Raw genomic sequence first — 15,645 nt, 5'->3', positions numbered from 1 at the left:
TGGTTCGGGCCTGCTTCAGCCCTACTTCACCGGCATGCAGATCCGCGTCTGCAACTGCGCGGGCGGCGTGGTGCGAGGATCGTTCACGTATTGCTCGAACATGGGAAAGTCCGCCGGCACGGCCCCGCTTGTCGGCAGCCATTCCGAGAACATCCAGTTGTACGCCTTGCCCATCTCGTTGTAGGGGCCTGTGTAAGTCAGTATCGCGCAGCGGCCCGCCGGGATTTCGAATCGCTCCAGTTCCTCGCCCAGGTCGGCATCTGGCGCAACCGGCATGCCGGCCAGCGAGCGCAATTGCGCTACCGGCACCTGCTCGGGATCGCTGAAGTACACGCCAAAACCGGTGGCGTCCGGGCTGGCAAGGCCCCGGCTGGCCGCCAGCATGAAGACGCGGGTGAACACCGGGCCGATTTCCTGATAGCTGCCACGATGGGGCAGCGTGGCCAGAACGGTGCCGGGAAAGGTTTCGATCGTGATGGGATACATGCCTAGCTCCTGAGGGTTGAAGGGACCGGAGCGGGCTGCGCGATACCGCCCCGGCGGGATGCCGAAGGCCGCGCCAAATGCCCGGTTGAACGCCGCGTCCGACTCGTAGCCGGCGCGCAGCGCCACATCACGCAATGAAACTTCGGTACCCGCCAGTGCGATTGCCGCACGGTGCATGCGCAGGCGTTGTACCGTGGCGTTCACCGTTTCTCCCATCATGGCGCGATAGACGCGATGGAAGTGATACGGCGACAGGCAGGCCAGGTCGGCCAGCTGGTACAGCTCCGGGTCCGCGTCGGGGTGGCTTGCCAGCCACCGCAGGACGGGTTCCATGCGTTGGGCGTACTGGATTCGGGTCTCGGGTTTCATGTGGTCTCCATGGCGTGCAATCTACCGGCGGCCGGTTTGCAGATTTTGCGGTTTTTTTGTGGCTTGGCTAGCGCAAAGTGCAGGCAAGCGCATGCGGGCCGGTTCCGGCAAGCTGCGGCGCACAAACCGGTCAGCGCTCCCCCCAACGAGTCCGCACACCCTCCTATACTGAAATCCCACCCCCATCTCGCCCGGCGCTGGTCCACGCGGCTGCCAGCGCGCGAGCCATAAGCAGAAGTGCCGCGCGGCAAGCCAACCAGGCAAAGCAAGCACAGGAAGCAGGGACCCGAATCCCGGAGCGGCATCGACGCCAGGCGTGTAGCGTGCGGCGCGGATGTACGCGGGGGTTCACACGAGAATTCGCACGAGAATTCGCACGGGCTCCTGTCCATGCAAGACCGGCAAGGAGATCATCATGACCAACGCGCAAGGACAAATCGTCGGCACCCTGAACCACCTGATCGAGGTCGGCAAGGACGGCGAGCTCAGCTGCACGACCGGCGCCCGCGAGGTGCATAACCCCGAGATACGCGCGATCCTCACGGGCACGGCGGAATCGTGCCGCGCCTCGGTGATGGAGTTGCAGGCACTGGTGACATCGCTTGGCGCGGAGCCCCGGGATCGCGGCAGCATGGGTGGCACGCTGCACCGCGGCTGGATGGAAGTGTTGCACGTGATCGCGCCGCACAACGACGATGCGGTGCTGCAGTTGTGCGAGCGCGATGAGGAAACAGCGAGACGCGAGTACCAGTCGGCACTGACGAAGGACATGCCGCCCGAGATCCGCGCGGTGGTGCAGCGCCAGTACGAGGGCATACAGTGGCATCACGACCGCATCCACGCCATGCGCGGGATGCAGATTCATTGAGGCTGCGATGCGCTGATCGCCGGCAATCCCCTGCAATAAGAGGCAAAGACCGCAGCAAAGACCGGCTGCCTGCCTGACGCCTGACGAACTACCAGACGAACGGGACCAGCCGGTATCGCACCCGGGCCGCATAGGCCGCGTAGCCCTTGAGGCCGCGCTGCAGCTCGCGGTCTTCCATTGCCGTGCGAAACACGATGGCGCCAATGAGCACCAGCGATGCGGCCACGCCGTACCAGGAGCCGAGCATCAGCGCATTGGCCGGCAGGAACACCAGCATGGTGGCGTAGAGCGGGTGGCGAACCACGGCGTAGGGGCCGCTCGACACCACCTGGTGCCCGCGCTCGGCCTGGATCCTGACCACGGCCGCGAGGAAGGTGTTTTCGTGAAACACGCGGTCGATCCCGAGAAATGACAGCACCAGCAGCACCGCGCCCAGGCACTGCAGCCACAGCGGCATCGCGGACCAGTGAAAGCGCACCGCATCCAGGCCCATCAGCACCATCCAGGCGATCCACGCCACGAGCACGAACGGCAGCAGGATCTTGTCCCAGAACGGCTGGCCGCGTTGCAGCGGCATCTTCATGCGCTCGGCGAGCAGTGCCGGATCGTGCCGCGCCAGGCGTTGCGTGAGCCAATAGCCGCCGCCAAAAAACACGATGAGATAAGCCCAGGCGGCGGGCCAGGCCAGCGTGCCCGCCGCGCCAAACAGCAGGGCCGCAAAGAGCAGGCCCTCCGCCGCCAGCGTCATTCCGACCTTGAATCCCATGGCGCCTGCCTCCTTGCCGCCGAACCGGTAGCCGCGCGTTTGTCATTCCTCCACGTTAGCACGCACTTGGTATGCCGGCGCACAGAGCGCGCCTGCGGGGCAAGCTAGATTCATGCCGCATGCCCACCGGTTGCGCGCGCCGCGCGCGGCCACCGCGACGCCGCAGAGCGTTGTGGCGCGGCGGCAAGCGAGGGCGGCATGGCAGAGTACCGCGCCCCCCCCCCCGACACCTTGAGGGGTAGGAAAAATGAGCCGTCGCGTTCTAGAGCTGACCGGGCTTCGCAGCGTTGCGGTCATGCTGGTGGTCATCAGCCATGCGGAGCACATGGCCAAGGGGGGGTACACGGGATTGCTTGCGCCGCTGCGGTATTTCGCGAACGGCGGCGTCGGCGTGTTCATCTCGTTCGTGCTGAGCGGTTTCCTGATTACGGAGCTGCTGCAGGCCGAGTGGCGCGCCTGCGGCTCCATCAAGCTGATGCGTTTCTACGGCCGCCGCGCGCTGCGCATCTGGCCGGCTTTCTATGTCTACCTGATCGCGCTGGGCCTGTTCGGCATTGTCGGGCTGATCGATGTGGATGCGAGGCAACTCCTGTTTGCGGCCGCACACCTCTGGAATTACTCCGAGATGCTCGGGCTGGGCAACGTCAACATGGCGCATCCCACCGGCGCGTGGCTGCTCGGCCATTTCTGGACGCTGGCGCTGGACGAGCAGTTCTACTGGCTGTGGCCGCCAGTGCTGTTGCTGCTGCTGCGCGGCAAGGATCCGCGTTGGCTGCTGCTGGTGATCATGCTGATGCCGCTGGTGAGGGTGCTCTGCTATTTCACGACGCCTTCGTTGCGCGGGCAACTGGGGTTGATGCTGCACACGGGCGTGGACCCGGTGCTGATGGGATGCTATATCGCCCTGGACCGCGAGCGGCTGAAGGCGCAACTGAACGCACGCTTCGCCGGTGCGTTTGTGCTGCCGGCGCTGATCCTGGTACTGCTGCTTGGCCTGCCGGTCGTCGGCACCTTGGCCGGCGGCATCTGGACGGCGACCTATGGCCCGGTGGCGCTGGCGGCGGCGGTCGGCCTGTTGATCCTTGCCGTGGTGGAGCGGCCCGAGTTGTGGATATCGCGCCTGCTCAGGAGCAAGGCCTTTGTGTTCGTGGGCACGATCTCGTTCAGCTTGTACGTCTGGCAGCAGCTGTTTACCAGCACGGCGTCGCCGCTGGCGCTGCGCTTCCCCTTTTGCATCCTGGAGGCACTGGCAGCCGCGGCGCTGAGCTACTTGCTGGTCGAAGCGCCTTTCCTGCGGCTCAGGAGCTGGCTTGGCAAGCGAGCGCGGGCAACAGCCCTGGAGGCGGTGAGCGAGGAGGGCGGCGCGCCTGCGCGCAGCGTCGAGGCGGAACCGCTCCAGGACTTGCCACAGCAGGCCTTGTAAGCGGGCGTTGCGCCACGCCGGCCTGTGGGTAGCGCCGTGTTGAGCCGTGTTGGCCTGTGTCGGCCTGTGTTGGCTGCCACACCAACGCAGGCCAGGCCGCGCGGTACCTTTTGACATTGCACCACGGCAGCCCGGTGGGCCCGCCCGCGCCGGGCGTGGCCATCCCAGGCAGGGAGTGAACATGAACCGAGACGGTACACACGTTTGCGCGCTCGACGGTGTGCGGGGCCTGGCGGTCCTGATCGTCATGCTCTATCACTTTGCCCATGTGGGCCTGGTGTCGGACCTGCCGCTCGACCGCCTGTTCTACCAGTTGTCGATGACGGGGTGGATTGGCGTGGATATCTTCTTTGCGCTGTCGGGTTTCCTGATCACGGGCATCCTGCTGCGCACCAAGGGCGCGCCCGACTACCTGCGCGCGTTCTACGGGCGCCGCGTGCTGCGCATCTTTCCGCTGTACTACTTCTACCTGGCCGTCCTGTTTCTGCTGGTGTTCCCGCTGATCTCGCACCGCGTCGGCGCCTTTGAGCAGGCCAAGCTGGAGGCGGTGCAGGCCAGCTGGCCGTGGTTCGTGCTGTATCTGTCCAACCTCAAGCAGGCGCTGACCGGCACGTTCTTCGGGGCGGGCGCGGGGCATTTGTGGTCGCTTGCCATCGAGGAGCAGTTCTACGCCGTGTGGCCCCTGCTGGTGCTGCTGCTGCCGTTGGCCGCCATGCGCCGGCTCTGCCTGGTGCTGCTGGCGGGAACGCTGGCGGTGCGCGTCGGCATGGTCTTGCAAGGCTTCAGCGCGGACGCCATTTCGGTGTTCACGCCGGCCCGGCTGGATGGCCTGGTGGCGGGCGCCTTGCTGGCGATGGCGGTCCGGCGCGGATTGCACTTCAAGCCCTGGCTGGTGAAGGCGGCGCCGTTGGCGCTGCTGGTGCTGGCGGGCGGGCTCGCGGCCATGGGTTCCCGGCTGGAATCCAGCCCGCTGATCTACACCGTGGGCTTCTCGGTGGTTGCCATGGTGGCGGTGGGCCTGATCTACGCGGCCTGCGCCACGGACCGGCACGCCGTGTTCAGCAACCGGTACCTGGTGTTCCTGGGCAAGTACAGCTACGCGCTTTACGTGTTCCACCCGATCATCCGCGTGGCGGCGGTCAAGGTGTTCGGTGAGCCGCGCCTGCTGTTCGGCAGCCAGATCCCGTGGCAGCTAGGCTTTTCGGCGGCGTGCCTGTGCGCCTCCATCGCAGCGGCCTTGTTGAGCTGGCACCTGATCGAAAAACGCTGCCTGGGGCTCAAGGACAAGCTGTTCCCCAACCGGGTTCCCACACCAGCGCAACCCCCGCCATCCGCCGCCTTGCCGGCACGGGACACATTTGGCGCCGACCCCGCCAGGCGCGGGCGGCCCATCATCTAGGCGTGCTGATCCGCGGCGGGCGGCGGCCTGGCAGTGCTGGGCCGCCGCTCCACCAATGAATCGCATGCGGGCACGGCCAACCGCTACAATGGGCCGTTTCAGCGAACGAGCCCCTGCCATGACCGATCATCCCCGCTTTACCCTCAATCGCTCGCTCGTCGTATTGGTGCCGCAGCAGCCTTTCTTCGAATGGATCATGGCCGTGGATATCGACCCGGTAGCCACGCTGACCCTTGAGCATGTACGCGAGGACCAGAGTGTGTTCCTGGTGCCGGACGATGTCTCGACCACGTCGGAGGCGCTGCAGTGGGTGGAACAGCGCTGGCGCGCCTTGTTCGAATTCATGCTGGGGGAGTGGTTCGACGAAAGCCTGTGGCCGCAGACGCTGACGCTGCAGCAGTTCCGTGACTGGTTCACCGTGCAGCACCACTCGATGGTGTTCGACATGGCGCCGGACACCCCGGTCGAACATGAAGACTGGGAAGACGAGGACGAAGACGACGACGAAACCGGGCTGCGGCACCTTCACTGATCGCGGCTTGCCGGTTGCGCCTTGATGCGGCGCAGCCCGGCAGCCCCGTAGCAAGCCAGCCTTACGTCACGCCATCGCCATGAAGTGCATGCGCATGCCCACCCGGATCCCCACATGGCACCCCGCCCAGGCTGTGGACAAGTCTGTGGAGAAGACCGAACAACCCTGTGGGCAAAGCTGTGGGCAACTTTTTTGGCAAGCCCCGCCCGAGCGTCCGGCCTGGCACCGCCAGGCCTTGCCACAGGCGGGCTGGCAGCCGAGCCGAGTGCGCCGGCACGCAGCGCGCGCGCTCGATGCGCGCGACCGGTGCCTGCCAGCGCAATGGCCTATTTCTATCGCAGGAAACCCCGGATGTTGAACCGTACCCAGCAAATCCTTATCGGCGTTGTCGCCCTTGCCGTCCTTGGCATGTTGTGGCTCACCGGCAACCATGAAGAGCAGCAGGAAGAGCCGGCCCCCGAGCCGGTCACGGCAGCGTCCGCGGCGGTGCCGGAGCCCAACGCCGGCGCGCGCGGCGTGCCCAAGAACGGCACGCTGGACCCGATCAGCATCGACCCGAACCGCTCCACCGACATCCTGCCGCAATACCAGGCGGACACCCTTGTCGACGATTACCAGGAGAACGCTGGCGCGGCCAACGACCGCTACCTGGGCAAGTATTTCATCGTGGAGGGCGTGGCCAGCGGCGTGCGGCGCGAGGGAAACGACACGGTCTTCCTGGATATCCGCTCCAATAGCCCGACCCTGGTGGTGCGCGCCAAGCTCCTGCCGATCCAGATCTGCGGCCCCGCCGGGCGCACCTGCGAGGTCGAGGCACGCGGCACCATGGTCCGGCGCGGACAGAAAGTGGCCGTGGAATGCACCGGCGCGGGCCAGGTGGAGGGCTCGCCGGTCCTCGAAGATTGCCTTGTGCGTGGCGGCGCCAACTGAGCGCGAGCACTGACTTACCCAGATTTACCCAGATCGACATCCAGCATGCAAACCCTGCTTTCCGTACTCGCCCTGACCATCCTGATTGTCACCGTGGTGGGCCTGGTCTCGCCACCGTTCATCAGCAACGCTTTCCTGAAGGGCCGCCCGGTGGGGCGCCTGCAGATCCTGCTGGTGGGAGTGTTCCTTGCCGCGATCTGCCTGATGGTGGTGGGCACGATGGCCAGCGGGGGGGCGGCAAAGGCCTGAGGCCACCAACCGGGCCAAGACCGCGCGCCATGACGACGGCTGTCTCTCCCTCTCCCCTCAGGGGGCGAGGAGAGCAAGGCCGTACGCCAATCGCCACTCCGGCGGCTTGTAGGACACATCCCACAGCAGGATCGGTGCGCTATCGATAATGGCGCGTTCCGGCGTTGTGTATCTTTCCATCACGATACGAATAAACGTCAACGACGGGACAAGGCCCGAAGCTCCCATGGAGCGAGGGCCGCGCTGCATATCATGATGGAAGATCTCTCCCGGGGCACGCTGCCTGCCCGCCAAGTCCAGCAAGTCCAGGCTCTCGCCAACATCCTCGCCATCACGCGCCGCGAATGGCAGGTGACCGGGCTCGGTCACCTCGCCGTGGATCGTGGCCGCCCGGGCGGCCGCCGCGACCAGCTCGCGCAGCGCGCGGCCCGCGCCTTCGAGGCGCAGGTGATGGCGCTACGCTGCCGCCAGGCCATTGTGCTCTGAGGTGAACCTCGGGCGAGCCGCAGAACCGGCACAGGACCGGTTTACCCGCTCTGTTCCAACGATTGCCGCCGCCGCAATGGCCTAAAGTTGCCTGGCGCGCTTGCCGACAACACGGTTCGGCACCCTTGCACCAGCGTTTCCAGGAACATCATGAAAAAAGCACTGCTAGCCGCCAGCCTAGGCTTGCTGGCCACCGGCTGCGCCACGTACCAGGCCGTCGTCCCGGTCGACCGCGGCGACCGTATCGCCTCCATGCAGCCCGCCGACGGCACGCTGTTTTGCGTGATCGCCAACCCGGGCAGCGGCGGCAATGCCTATGCGGAATTCGTCCGCGACTCGGTGCAGCAGCGCGGCTTTGAGTTCAAGATGCTGTCGCCCGGCGCGTCGGTGGCGTCATGCCCCTATACCGCCACGGTCTACATGCAACGCCAGACCTACTGGCGCGATTTCCTGAGTACGGCGGAGATCATCGTCTATATCAACGGCGAGCGCGCCGGCAAGGCGAATTACGACGCCCTGCGCAGCGCCGGCGGCATCAACCTGAGCAACCTGGTCCCGCCCGAGATGAAGATCGACGAGCTGTTCGAGCAATTGCTGCCCGGCATGCGGCCAAAGCCGTCCACGGCCGGCACGCCGGCCGCGCCGGCCGCCCCGCAATCGCCGGCTACACCGGCCTGAACACCGCCGCCTGACGCGGATCCTGCGCCTATCGGATCTACGAAGGCCTACGAGGATCTGCCGGCCCGCCGCCTTGACGACGGCGTACCCATTGCAGCGATAAGTGCGTTTTTGTGCACTTGCATCAACCGCTCAACCTACCAGCTGCCCCAGCCGCACCACGGTCACGCCCGGGCGCAGTTGGCGCAGCGACGGCATCACCAGCACGCAATCCGGATACGGCGTGACCACCGGCTCGCCGTCGCGCCAGCCGATCACGGTGCCGGCTTCGGCGAAGGTTTCCAGCCCGGTGTATGGGCCGGCGAAGCGGAAATCCATGCTGCTGGCGACCACGGGCTCGGTCACGCGTACCACCCGCTGCGGTGCCACGGGCAGGAGCCAGCCGGCTGGCACGTCACCCGCATCGATCACGCCGGCATGGAGCAGGAAGCGCGCGGTGCTGTCCTGGGCCACGCCCACGGCAGCGGTTTCCCAGTGCTGGCCGCATTCGATCAGCAGTGCGTTCCTGGCGCTGGCCGGGTCGCCAAAGCCCTCGTAGTCGCGCATGCGCCGTCCTTCCGGATGGCCCTCGTCCACGATCACATTGGCAGGCGCGCCCACAGCGCGCGACAGGGCAATGCCCTTGTCGAGCGGGCCGGACACGATCAGCGGCAGGCTTTTCTCGTGCATGGAGTGCAGGTCGAGCAGCAGGTCCACGGTATCGATGACCGGGCGCATGGCGCGCGCGCGGCGCAGCTCGGACGAGTCACGGGTGGTGTCGTCGAGCACGGCGGCCGTCCACACGCGGTTGAAATCCTGGTCGACATAGCGCGACGCATCCGGGCGGGCGGCATCGAAGCTGTGGTACGCGTCGACGTTGGCAAAGGCCAGCGTCAGGCGGCCGCGGCGCGGGCGCAGGCCCAGGTCCAGCAGCGCCTTGACGGTGATGGCACCGCACACCTCGTTGCCGTGGGTCAGCGCATTGACCATCACGTGCGGGCCGGGCACGCCGCTGTCGAAGGTGTGGACATAGGGCACGCCGGCGTTGCCGGCGGCGTAGGCGGAGATATCGGGGAATTCGACTTCGACCGGGTAAGCGTCGAAGCTGGGGGCAGTGGTCGTCATGTTTTTTTGGTCGGCAAGATTGCCAGTGATAGCGGCTGAACAGCGAAAGTAGCGAAAGTAGCTGGGAAAGGCGGGCGGGCGGCAACCGCCGGCACCGCCACTTGCGACAAGCAAATGGTACGCCTACCGCCGTCCCCTTATTCGTGAATGCCGGCTGTCTGGACGATGCTCTTGTACTTCACCGTCTCGCGCTTGATAAAGCTGGCGAACTGGCCCGGGCCGCCCGGTGCCACTTCCACGCCGGCCTCGGCCAGCTTCTTCTTCACGTCGGGCATGGCCAGCACGGCCTGCATCTCGGTGTTCAGGCGATCGACCACGGCGCGCGGCGTATTGGCCGGCGCCATCAGGCCAAACCACACGCCCATGTCCACGCCCTTGAGCGCGCTGCTTTCCGCCAGCGCGGGCACGTTGGGCGCCACCTGGGCGCGGTGCCCTTCGGTCACGCCGTAGGCCTTGACCCGGCCAGCCTGGATATGCGGCAGCGCCGACGACAGCACCATCACGGCGAGGTCGATCTGGCCGCCGAGCAGGTCGGTGGACATGGCGGACGCACCCTTATAAGGCACATGGGTGATGTTGACCTTGCCTTGCTGCTTGATCAGCTCGCCGGCCAGGTTCAGCGGCGTACCCACGCCGGACGACGCATAGGCCAGCTTGCCCGGCTGCGCCTTGGCCAGCGCGATCAGCTCGTCGGCGTTCTTGGCCGGCAGCGCGGACTTGCCCACCAGCACCATCGGCTGGGTGCCGACGAAGGTGATCGGCGCCAGGTCGCGCTCGCCGTCGTAGCGCACGGCGGGGTTGGTCAGGCGCGCGATCGAGACCTCGCTGCCCGAGCCCATCAGCAGCGTGTAGCCGTCGGCGTCGGCCTTGACCACCTTGGACGCGCCGATGGTGCCGCCCGCGCCGCCCAGGTTCTCGATCACCACGCTCTGGCCCAGGCGCTTGCCCAGTTCCGGCGCGATGGTGCGCGCCACCAGGTCGACGCTGCCGCCCGCGGTGTAGCCTACCACCAGGGAAATCGGCTTGGTCGGCCAGCCCGAGGCGGCAGCGCCGCCGGCAAGCAGGCAGAAGGATGCGGCAGCAGCCGCACGCAGCAGTTTGTTCATGGCAGGTCTCTCCGTTTTTAGATTTGCGCCGTATGCAGACAGGCAAGGTATGCAGGTATGCGGCGATCTTAGAGAGCGTGCAGGCGCAGCAACGTGCGGCTTTGGCAATAGCGCTTGCCGTTTTGGCAAGGGTGGGGGATCGGGGGCGGGATCAGGCCGCGGCCCGCGCCAAGGCGGACCCAGCGCGTGGCGCCGGACGGCTAGCCCGCCACCGCCGCATGCCAGAAGGCCTCGCCCAGCGCCCGCATGGGCGCGCGCGGGCGATACAGCAGGATCTGCATCACGAGGTCCGTGTCGCCGCCCACCTCCAGCCCGGCGCGCACCAGGCGACCGGCGTGCAGGTCATCAGCGATCAGCCGCGCGGGCAGCCACGCCAGGCCCATGCGCTGGCGCACCATTTCATGCACGGATTCGGCGAAGTCGCTGACCGCGATCACGTCGAGCCGGCTGGCCAGCCCGCGCCGCGCGATCTCGCCGTTGACCATGCGGCCCAGGGTCAGCGCCTGCGCGTAGGCGATCATCGGCACCGGGGCGCGCTGGCCGCGTGCGAGCAACTTGTACTGTGGCCCGCCGCCATCCGCCGCCGCGCTCACGCAAACAAGGCGCTCCTCGCCCACGAAGTGGTACTGGTAGCGCGTGCTGTCCAGCGTCACCGGCTGCTCCGGCGAGTTGTAGCAAAGCAGGAAATCCGCGTCGCCTTCGGTGAAGATCGCCAGCGCGTCGTGCGTGGGAAAGGTGGAAAGCCGCGTGCGAAAGCCCGCAGCCGCCTTGTCGTTGCGCAACGCATGGCGCAGGCCGGCCAGCCACGCGGGCACCATCGAGCGCGCCAGTGTCTTGCCGGTGACGATCACCACGGTGCTGGCATCGGCCCGATGCGCCGCGCGCAGCGACATGCGCGTATCGTCCAGCGTGCGCAGCGCGCTTTGCGCGGCCTCCAGGAACTGCCGCCCCTCATCGGTGAGGCGCACCGGGAACACGCTGCGATCGATCAGCGGCGCGCCCGCCCAGACTTCCAGCGCCTGCATGCGGCGCCCGAATGCCGGCGGCGTGACGTTGCGCAGCTCCGCCGCACGCGCAAGGCTGCCGGCCTGGGCCAGGCACACAAAATCCTCCAGCCAGCGGATATGCATAAGGACTCGCGCCAGGGCGCGCGCAGAAGTTGAATGGGGACGATCCGGGCAAATGCCGCCGTCGCGAAGAGCGGCGCTGCGAATATTGTAGCTGTAGCTGTACGTGCCCCGGCGCGCAGCGCGCGGCATGCGACACACGGCAGCCCCACGACTCGGGTAGAATTTTTGCCATGGCCTTCTTCAAGCGCAGCACTGCGCCCACCTCCTCGTCGTCATCCGCGTCCGCCGCCCACGATGCCGCCGGCTCCGGCAACGGCAATGGCACGCCGCCGGAATACACCATCGACGAACTGGCGCGGGCGGCCGGCACCACGGTGCGCAACGTGCGCTCCTACCAGGACCGCGGCCTGATCGATCCACCCGAGCGGCGCGGCCGGGTGGGCATCTACACGCAGACGCACCTGGGCCGGCTACGGCTGATCAACCACCTGCTGGCGCGCGGCTACACGCTGAACAATATCCAGGAGCTGCTCAAGGCCATCGTGGAAGGGCACGACCTGCGCTCCATCCTCGGGCTGGAATCCGCCATCAGCAGCCCGTGGACCGACGAAGCGCCGCGCCACTATTCCTACCTGGCGCTGGCCAAGCTGTTCGGCCGCGCGATATCGCGCCCGGCGCTGGCCAAGGCCATCGCGCTCGGCCTGCTGGAGCCGGACGGCATGGGCTACCTCGCACGCAGCCCGCGCACGCTGGCCGCCGGCGCGGAGATCGCGCGCGCGGGATTTCCGCTGGAAGACGTGCTGTCCATCGTCGAGCACGCACGCGGGCACTTCGAAGCCGTATCGGACCGGATCGTGGCCATGGTGGTGCGCGAGCTGGACCGCTTCGGTGAAGGCAAGCTGCCACCGCCGCAGGACGTGCCGCGGCTGGTGGATATCCTCTGGCGCATCCGCCCGCTGGCCATGGTGGCGGTAGAAGCGGAGATGATGCGGGCCATGGAACAGTCGGCCAATAAATACCTCGGCGACCGCGTGGCGGCCATCATCGAGCACTTGCACGACGCGCCGGAAGACGGCAAGAACAAGGCGCCGAAAGCTGGGCCGCGCAAGGCCAGGCGCTGATATAGGTACGTGCCCGCTCACTCCCTCTCTCTCCCGCGCAAGCTGCGTGAGCGGGCCAGCTACCTAAAGCGCCACCATCTGGAAATCGCCCTTGCGCATGCCGCAATCGGGGCAGCTCCAGTCCTCCGGCACAGCACTCCATGCCGTGCCGGGCGCGATGCCATGCTCCGGCATGCCAGCGGCTTCGTCATAGACAAGCCCGCAAATCTCACACTGCCAGACCTTCATGCCGCGGCCCTCACCGAGGGCGCCCGGCTGGATACGCCGGCCCGCGCGGAAGTGGCCTCGATCTCCGCGATCAGCGGCTCGATGCGCGCCAGCTGCGCACGGTTGTCGTGATCCCACGGGTGGAAGCCCGGCCGGAAATAATCGAACCACTCCGGAATCATCTTGCGCAGCACGCCGGGCTTGCCCCACAGGAAACGCACCACGCCGCCAAAGCCGCCGAGCTTGTTGCGGCACTCGCGATCCGCCATCACCAGCCGGATGTGGAACACGAACACCATCGCCCAGAACGTCACCGTGGTGGTAAGCATGGTGAAGGTGCGCAGCAGATAGCGAGATAGCCCCGGCTTCATCACGGCATTCCACACGTCGTAGGCCACCGCCTTGTGCTCGGTCTCTTCCAGCGCGTGCCAGATCCACACCTGGTGATAGCCGGGCTCGGAACCGCCCATCTGGTCCGGGTCCGCCAGCAGCCCGCCGGCAAGCATCGCGGTGTAGTGCTCGAGCGCGATGGTGTGAGCGAGCTGCCATGACTTGGGCAGTATCTTGCGCAGCACGTTGAGCAGTTTGCCGACGAACCGATCGAGCGGCTCGGCGGGCAGGCCCGCATCCGTCATCAGCCGGTTGTAGAGAATGTGCTCGCGCGTGTGCATGGCCTCCTGGCCGATAAAACCCGCGATGGCACGCTTGAGCTCGGGGTCGGTCACGTCGTCGCGATAGGCGCGCACGCTGTCCATGAAGAAGCGTTCGCCCGCCGGAAAGAAGATCGAGAGCGCGTTGACGAAGTGGGTGACATGGCGGCCCCGCACGTGCCAGTCGCCGATGCGGCTGGCGGGCAAGTGGGGATGCACATCGCGTCGGACTGGCATCATGATGAGTACTCCTGTCGATTCGTGGGAGACGTCGGGTGCGTCGGGTGCGTCGGGTGCGTTGCGTATTTCGGCGGTGGCCTCAGCGCCCGTCGAGAAAAGGCAGCAGGTCCGCCGCCACGCGTGGCGGATCCTCTTCCATCGGGATATGGCCCAGGCCTGCGTAGCGCTGTAGCCGCGCGCCCGGGATGCGCCCGGCAAAGGCTTGCGCATGCGCCGGCGGGATCCAGCGGTCACGCTCGCCCCACAGCACCAGCGTGGGCGAGCGGATGGCGTTGAGCGCTTGCGTGTCGAGCGCGTCGAAATCCAGCTTGGGCACCATGCGGCCAACCGCTTCGCGGCTGCCCTCGGCGTAGAAGAAATCGACATAGCGGCGGAAGGTGCCTTCGTCCACCCGCGAGGCGTCGCCGTAGACGTCGCGCGTGGCGGCGCGGATCACGCACTCCGGCAGCAGCCACGGCGCCGACCAGCGCACCGGCGCGTGGTTGAACAGCGCGATATAGAGCGGCAGCTTCATCGGGAAACCGGCGGCATCGATCAGCACCATCTTGTCGACGCGCCCGGGATGGCGCGCGGCCATGTCCCATGCGATCAGGCCGCCCAGGGAGTTGCCGATGACGCTGGCGCGCTGCAGGTGGATGGCGTCGCAGAAGGCGTCGATGAAACGGCGGTACGTGTCCACATCCATGGTGAGAATGCGCCCGCGCGCATCGCGCAACGGCCCGGTCAGGCCAAAGGGTGGCAGGTCCACGCGCAGCACGCGATAGCGTTGCGCGAGTGCCGGCAGCACGCCTTGCCAGGTGTGCAGCGAGGCGCCGAAGCCGTGGATCAGCAGCAGCGGCTCGCCGCCGGGCACGCCTTCATCGGTGTAATGCACGAGCGTGCCCATGACCTGCACCCAGCGCGAAGCAGGCAGCGCGTAGCGTCTGGCGAGCGTTTCACGCGACAGGCTGAACAGCCCTACGCGGCCCTGGCCGAACCAGCGCGTAAGCGCGCCGGGTGGCTGCGAGAGGCGGCTGTCCGCCGGCATGGCGACGCGGTTCATTGCGCGTCTCCGCCATGGCCGCTGGCCTTGGCCGGCACCGTGTTGGGCACGTCCGCGGCAGGCTTGCCGAGCGGGCCTTTGCGGCGCGCGTCGAACACCACCAGCTTCTGGTAGGCCGCGGGCAGCAGCCGCGCCATCATGTCGGCGGCAACCGCATCCGGTCCAATCAGCACGCGGCGGCGGTTGTGGCGCACGCCATTGAGGATCACGCGCGCGGCCTTGTCCGCCGTGGTGATGAAGTACTTCTCGAACTCATCGCGGCCCTGCTGCTCGTCGTGCACCAGGAAGCCGGTGACGTTCGCGGAGATGCGGCTGGCCTGCGCGATATTGGTCTTGATGCCGCCCGGGTGCACGCAGGTCGCGGACACGCCGCAGGCCTGCATGTCGAGCTCCTGGCGCAGCGATTCCGTGAAGCCGCGCACCGCATACTTGCTCGCGTTGTAGCCGCTCATGCCGGGCTGCGCGAAGATGCCGAAGATGCTCGACGTATTGATCACGTGGCCTTCGCCGCTGGCCTTCAGGTAGGGCAGGAACGCCTTGGTGCCATGCACCACGCCCCAGAAGTTGATGCCCATGATCCATTCGAGGTCATCGTAGCTCATGCCCTCGATGGTGCTCGACAGCGCCACGCCGGCGTTGTTGAAAATCAGGTTGATGCGCCCGTGCGCGCGCGCGGCCTGCTCGGCCCAGGCGTACATCGCGGCGCGGTCCGATACATCCACGCAGTGCTGCGTGAACACCAGGCCCGGCGCCGCGCGCATGACCTCGGCCACCGTCTGCGCGAGGCCTTTTTCGTTGCGGTCCGACAGCGCCAGCTGGCAGCCTTCGAGCGCCAGCGCGAGCGCCAGCGAGCGGCCCATGCCGGAGCCTGCGCCGGTAATGGCGGCCACCTTGTTCTTGAAATCCTTCATGCAGTGTC

Annotated in this window: 18 protein-coding genes; 9 read left to right on the top strand and 9 right to left on the bottom strand. The window is 67.0% G+C overall.

Annotation, left to right across the window (positions count from 1 at the left end):
- Positions 1 to 21: 21 nt before the first annotated feature.
- Positions 22 to 855, bottom strand: coding sequence for an AraC family transcriptional regulator (locus AC1DQR_RS18735; protein ID WP_477133511.1), 834 nt, complete (start codon positions 853 to 855; stop codon positions 22 to 24).
- A 415-nt stretch (positions 856 to 1,270) separates the two neighbouring features.
- Here AC1DQR_RS18735 and AC1DQR_RS18730 point away from each other — a divergent pair, with 415 nt between their 5' ends.
- On the top strand, positions 1,271 to 1,723 hold the full coding sequence (locus tag AC1DQR_RS18730) for a PA2169 family four-helix-bundle protein (RefSeq protein WP_416050063.1): 453 nt from the start codon (positions 1,271 to 1,273) through the stop codon (positions 1,721 to 1,723).
- Positions 1,724 to 1,811: 88 nt separating this feature from the next.
- Here the strand turns inward: AC1DQR_RS18730 and AC1DQR_RS18725 are convergent, their stop codons facing one another.
- Positions 1,812 to 2,489: a methyltransferase family protein gene (locus AC1DQR_RS18725; RefSeq protein ID WP_416050062.1), complete on the bottom strand. Its 678-nt coding sequence runs from the start codon at positions 2,487 to 2,489 to the stop codon at positions 1,812 to 1,814.
- A gap of 247 nt (positions 2,490 to 2,736) precedes the next feature.
- On the opposite strand from AC1DQR_RS18725, the gene AC1DQR_RS18720 reads away from it, so the two are divergent.
- The 7 genes from AC1DQR_RS18720 to AC1DQR_RS18690 all read left to right on the top strand — a co-directional run bounded on the left by AC1DQR_RS18720 (position 2,737) and on the right by AC1DQR_RS18690 (position 8,186).
- Positions 2,737 to 3,912: an acyltransferase family protein gene (locus AC1DQR_RS18720; RefSeq protein ID WP_416050061.1), complete on the top strand. Its 1,176-nt coding sequence runs from the start codon at positions 2,737 to 2,739 to the stop codon at positions 3,910 to 3,912.
- A 181-nt stretch (positions 3,913 to 4,093) separates the two neighbouring features.
- Positions 4,094 to 5,311 carry an acyltransferase family protein gene (locus tag AC1DQR_RS18715; RefSeq protein WP_477133510.1) on the top strand — a complete coding sequence of 406 codons (1,218 nt, stop codon included), beginning with the start codon at positions 4,094 to 4,096 and terminating at the stop codon, positions 5,309 to 5,311.
- A 118-nt stretch (positions 5,312 to 5,429) separates the two neighbouring features.
- Positions 5,430 to 5,843 carry a hypothetical protein gene (locus AC1DQR_RS18710; RefSeq protein WP_416050059.1) on the top strand — a complete coding sequence of 138 codons (414 nt, stop codon included), beginning with the start codon at positions 5,430 to 5,432 and terminating at the stop codon, positions 5,841 to 5,843.
- Positions 5,844 to 6,194: 351 nt separating this feature from the next.
- The gene (locus AC1DQR_RS18705; protein ID WP_416050058.1) at positions 6,195 to 6,773 is read left to right on the top strand and encodes an OB-fold putative lipoprotein; all 579 of its coding nucleotides are present in this window, start codon (positions 6,195 to 6,197) and stop codon (positions 6,771 to 6,773) included.
- Positions 6,774 to 6,818: 45 nt separating this feature from the next.
- On the top strand, positions 6,819 to 7,022 hold the full coding sequence (locus AC1DQR_RS18700) for a hypothetical protein (protein WP_174424410.1): 204 nt from the start codon (positions 6,819 to 6,821) through the stop codon (positions 7,020 to 7,022).
- A gap of 252 nt (positions 7,023 to 7,274) precedes the next feature.
- Complete coding sequence (locus tag AC1DQR_RS18695) at positions 7,275 to 7,508, top strand: hypothetical protein (RefSeq protein WP_416050057.1); 234 nt, start codon at positions 7,275 to 7,277, stop codon at positions 7,506 to 7,508.
- Between the two features lie 150 nt (positions 7,509 to 7,658).
- On the top strand, positions 7,659 to 8,186 hold the full coding sequence (locus AC1DQR_RS18690) for a hypothetical protein (RefSeq protein WP_477133509.1): 528 nt from the start codon (positions 7,659 to 7,661) through the stop codon (positions 8,184 to 8,186).
- 132 nt (positions 8,187 to 8,318) lie between these two features.
- On the opposite strand, the gene AC1DQR_RS18685 is transcribed toward AC1DQR_RS18690, so the two are convergent.
- From AC1DQR_RS18685 to AC1DQR_RS18675, 3 genes are all read right to left on the bottom strand, one after another.
- Entirely contained in the window at positions 8,319 to 9,290 is a 972-nt protein-coding gene (locus AC1DQR_RS18685) for a M14 family metallopeptidase (protein WP_477133508.1), read from the bottom strand.
- A 137-nt stretch (positions 9,291 to 9,427) separates the two neighbouring features.
- Entirely contained in the window at positions 9,428 to 10,396 is a 969-nt protein-coding gene (locus AC1DQR_RS18680) for a Bug family tripartite tricarboxylate transporter substrate binding protein (protein WP_416050054.1), read from the bottom strand.
- Between the two features lie 200 nt (positions 10,397 to 10,596).
- On the bottom strand, positions 10,597 to 11,526 hold the full coding sequence (locus AC1DQR_RS18675) for a LysR family transcriptional regulator (protein WP_416050053.1): 930 nt from the start codon (positions 11,524 to 11,526) through the stop codon (positions 10,597 to 10,599).
- Positions 11,527 to 11,696: 170 nt separating this feature from the next.
- Here AC1DQR_RS18675 and AC1DQR_RS18670 point away from each other — a divergent pair, with 170 nt between their 5' ends.
- Positions 11,697 to 12,587 (top strand): MerR family transcriptional regulator, encoded by an 891-nt coding sequence (locus AC1DQR_RS18670; RefSeq protein WP_416050052.1) that lies wholly within the window; start codon positions 11,697 to 11,699, stop codon positions 12,585 to 12,587.
- 63 nt (positions 12,588 to 12,650) lie between these two features.
- Here AC1DQR_RS18670 and AC1DQR_RS18665 read toward each other — a convergent pair whose 3' ends face one another.
- The 4 genes from AC1DQR_RS18665 to AC1DQR_RS18650 all read right to left on the bottom strand — a co-directional run bounded on the left by AC1DQR_RS18665 (position 12,651) and on the right by AC1DQR_RS18650 (position 15,637).
- Complete coding sequence (locus AC1DQR_RS18665) at positions 12,651 to 12,815, bottom strand: rubredoxin (RefSeq protein WP_253929397.1); 165 nt, start codon at positions 12,813 to 12,815, stop codon at positions 12,651 to 12,653.
- A complete protein-coding gene (locus tag AC1DQR_RS18660) occupies positions 12,812 to 13,684 on the bottom strand; it encodes a metal-dependent hydrolase (RefSeq protein ID WP_416050051.1) in 873 nt (290 codons plus the stop codon). Before AC1DQR_RS18660 ends, AC1DQR_RS18665 begins: the two co-directional genes overlap by 4 nt.
- 79 nt (positions 13,685 to 13,763) lie before the next feature.
- Positions 13,764 to 14,726, bottom strand: coding sequence for an alpha/beta fold hydrolase (locus tag AC1DQR_RS18655; RefSeq protein WP_416050050.1), 963 nt, complete (start codon positions 14,724 to 14,726; stop codon positions 13,764 to 13,766).
- Complete coding sequence (locus tag AC1DQR_RS18650; protein WP_477133507.1) at positions 14,723 to 15,637, bottom strand: SDR family NAD(P)-dependent oxidoreductase; 915 nt, start codon at positions 15,635 to 15,637, stop codon at positions 14,723 to 14,725. Before AC1DQR_RS18650 ends, AC1DQR_RS18655 begins: the two co-directional genes overlap by 4 nt.
- Positions 15,638 to 15,645: the final 8 nt, after the last annotated feature.

It is taken from the genome of Cupriavidus sp. 05L411, from assembly GCF_056398045.1.
Note: the sequence above shows the minus strand (reverse complement) of the source record. Positions and strands in the feature narration are given on the sequence as shown.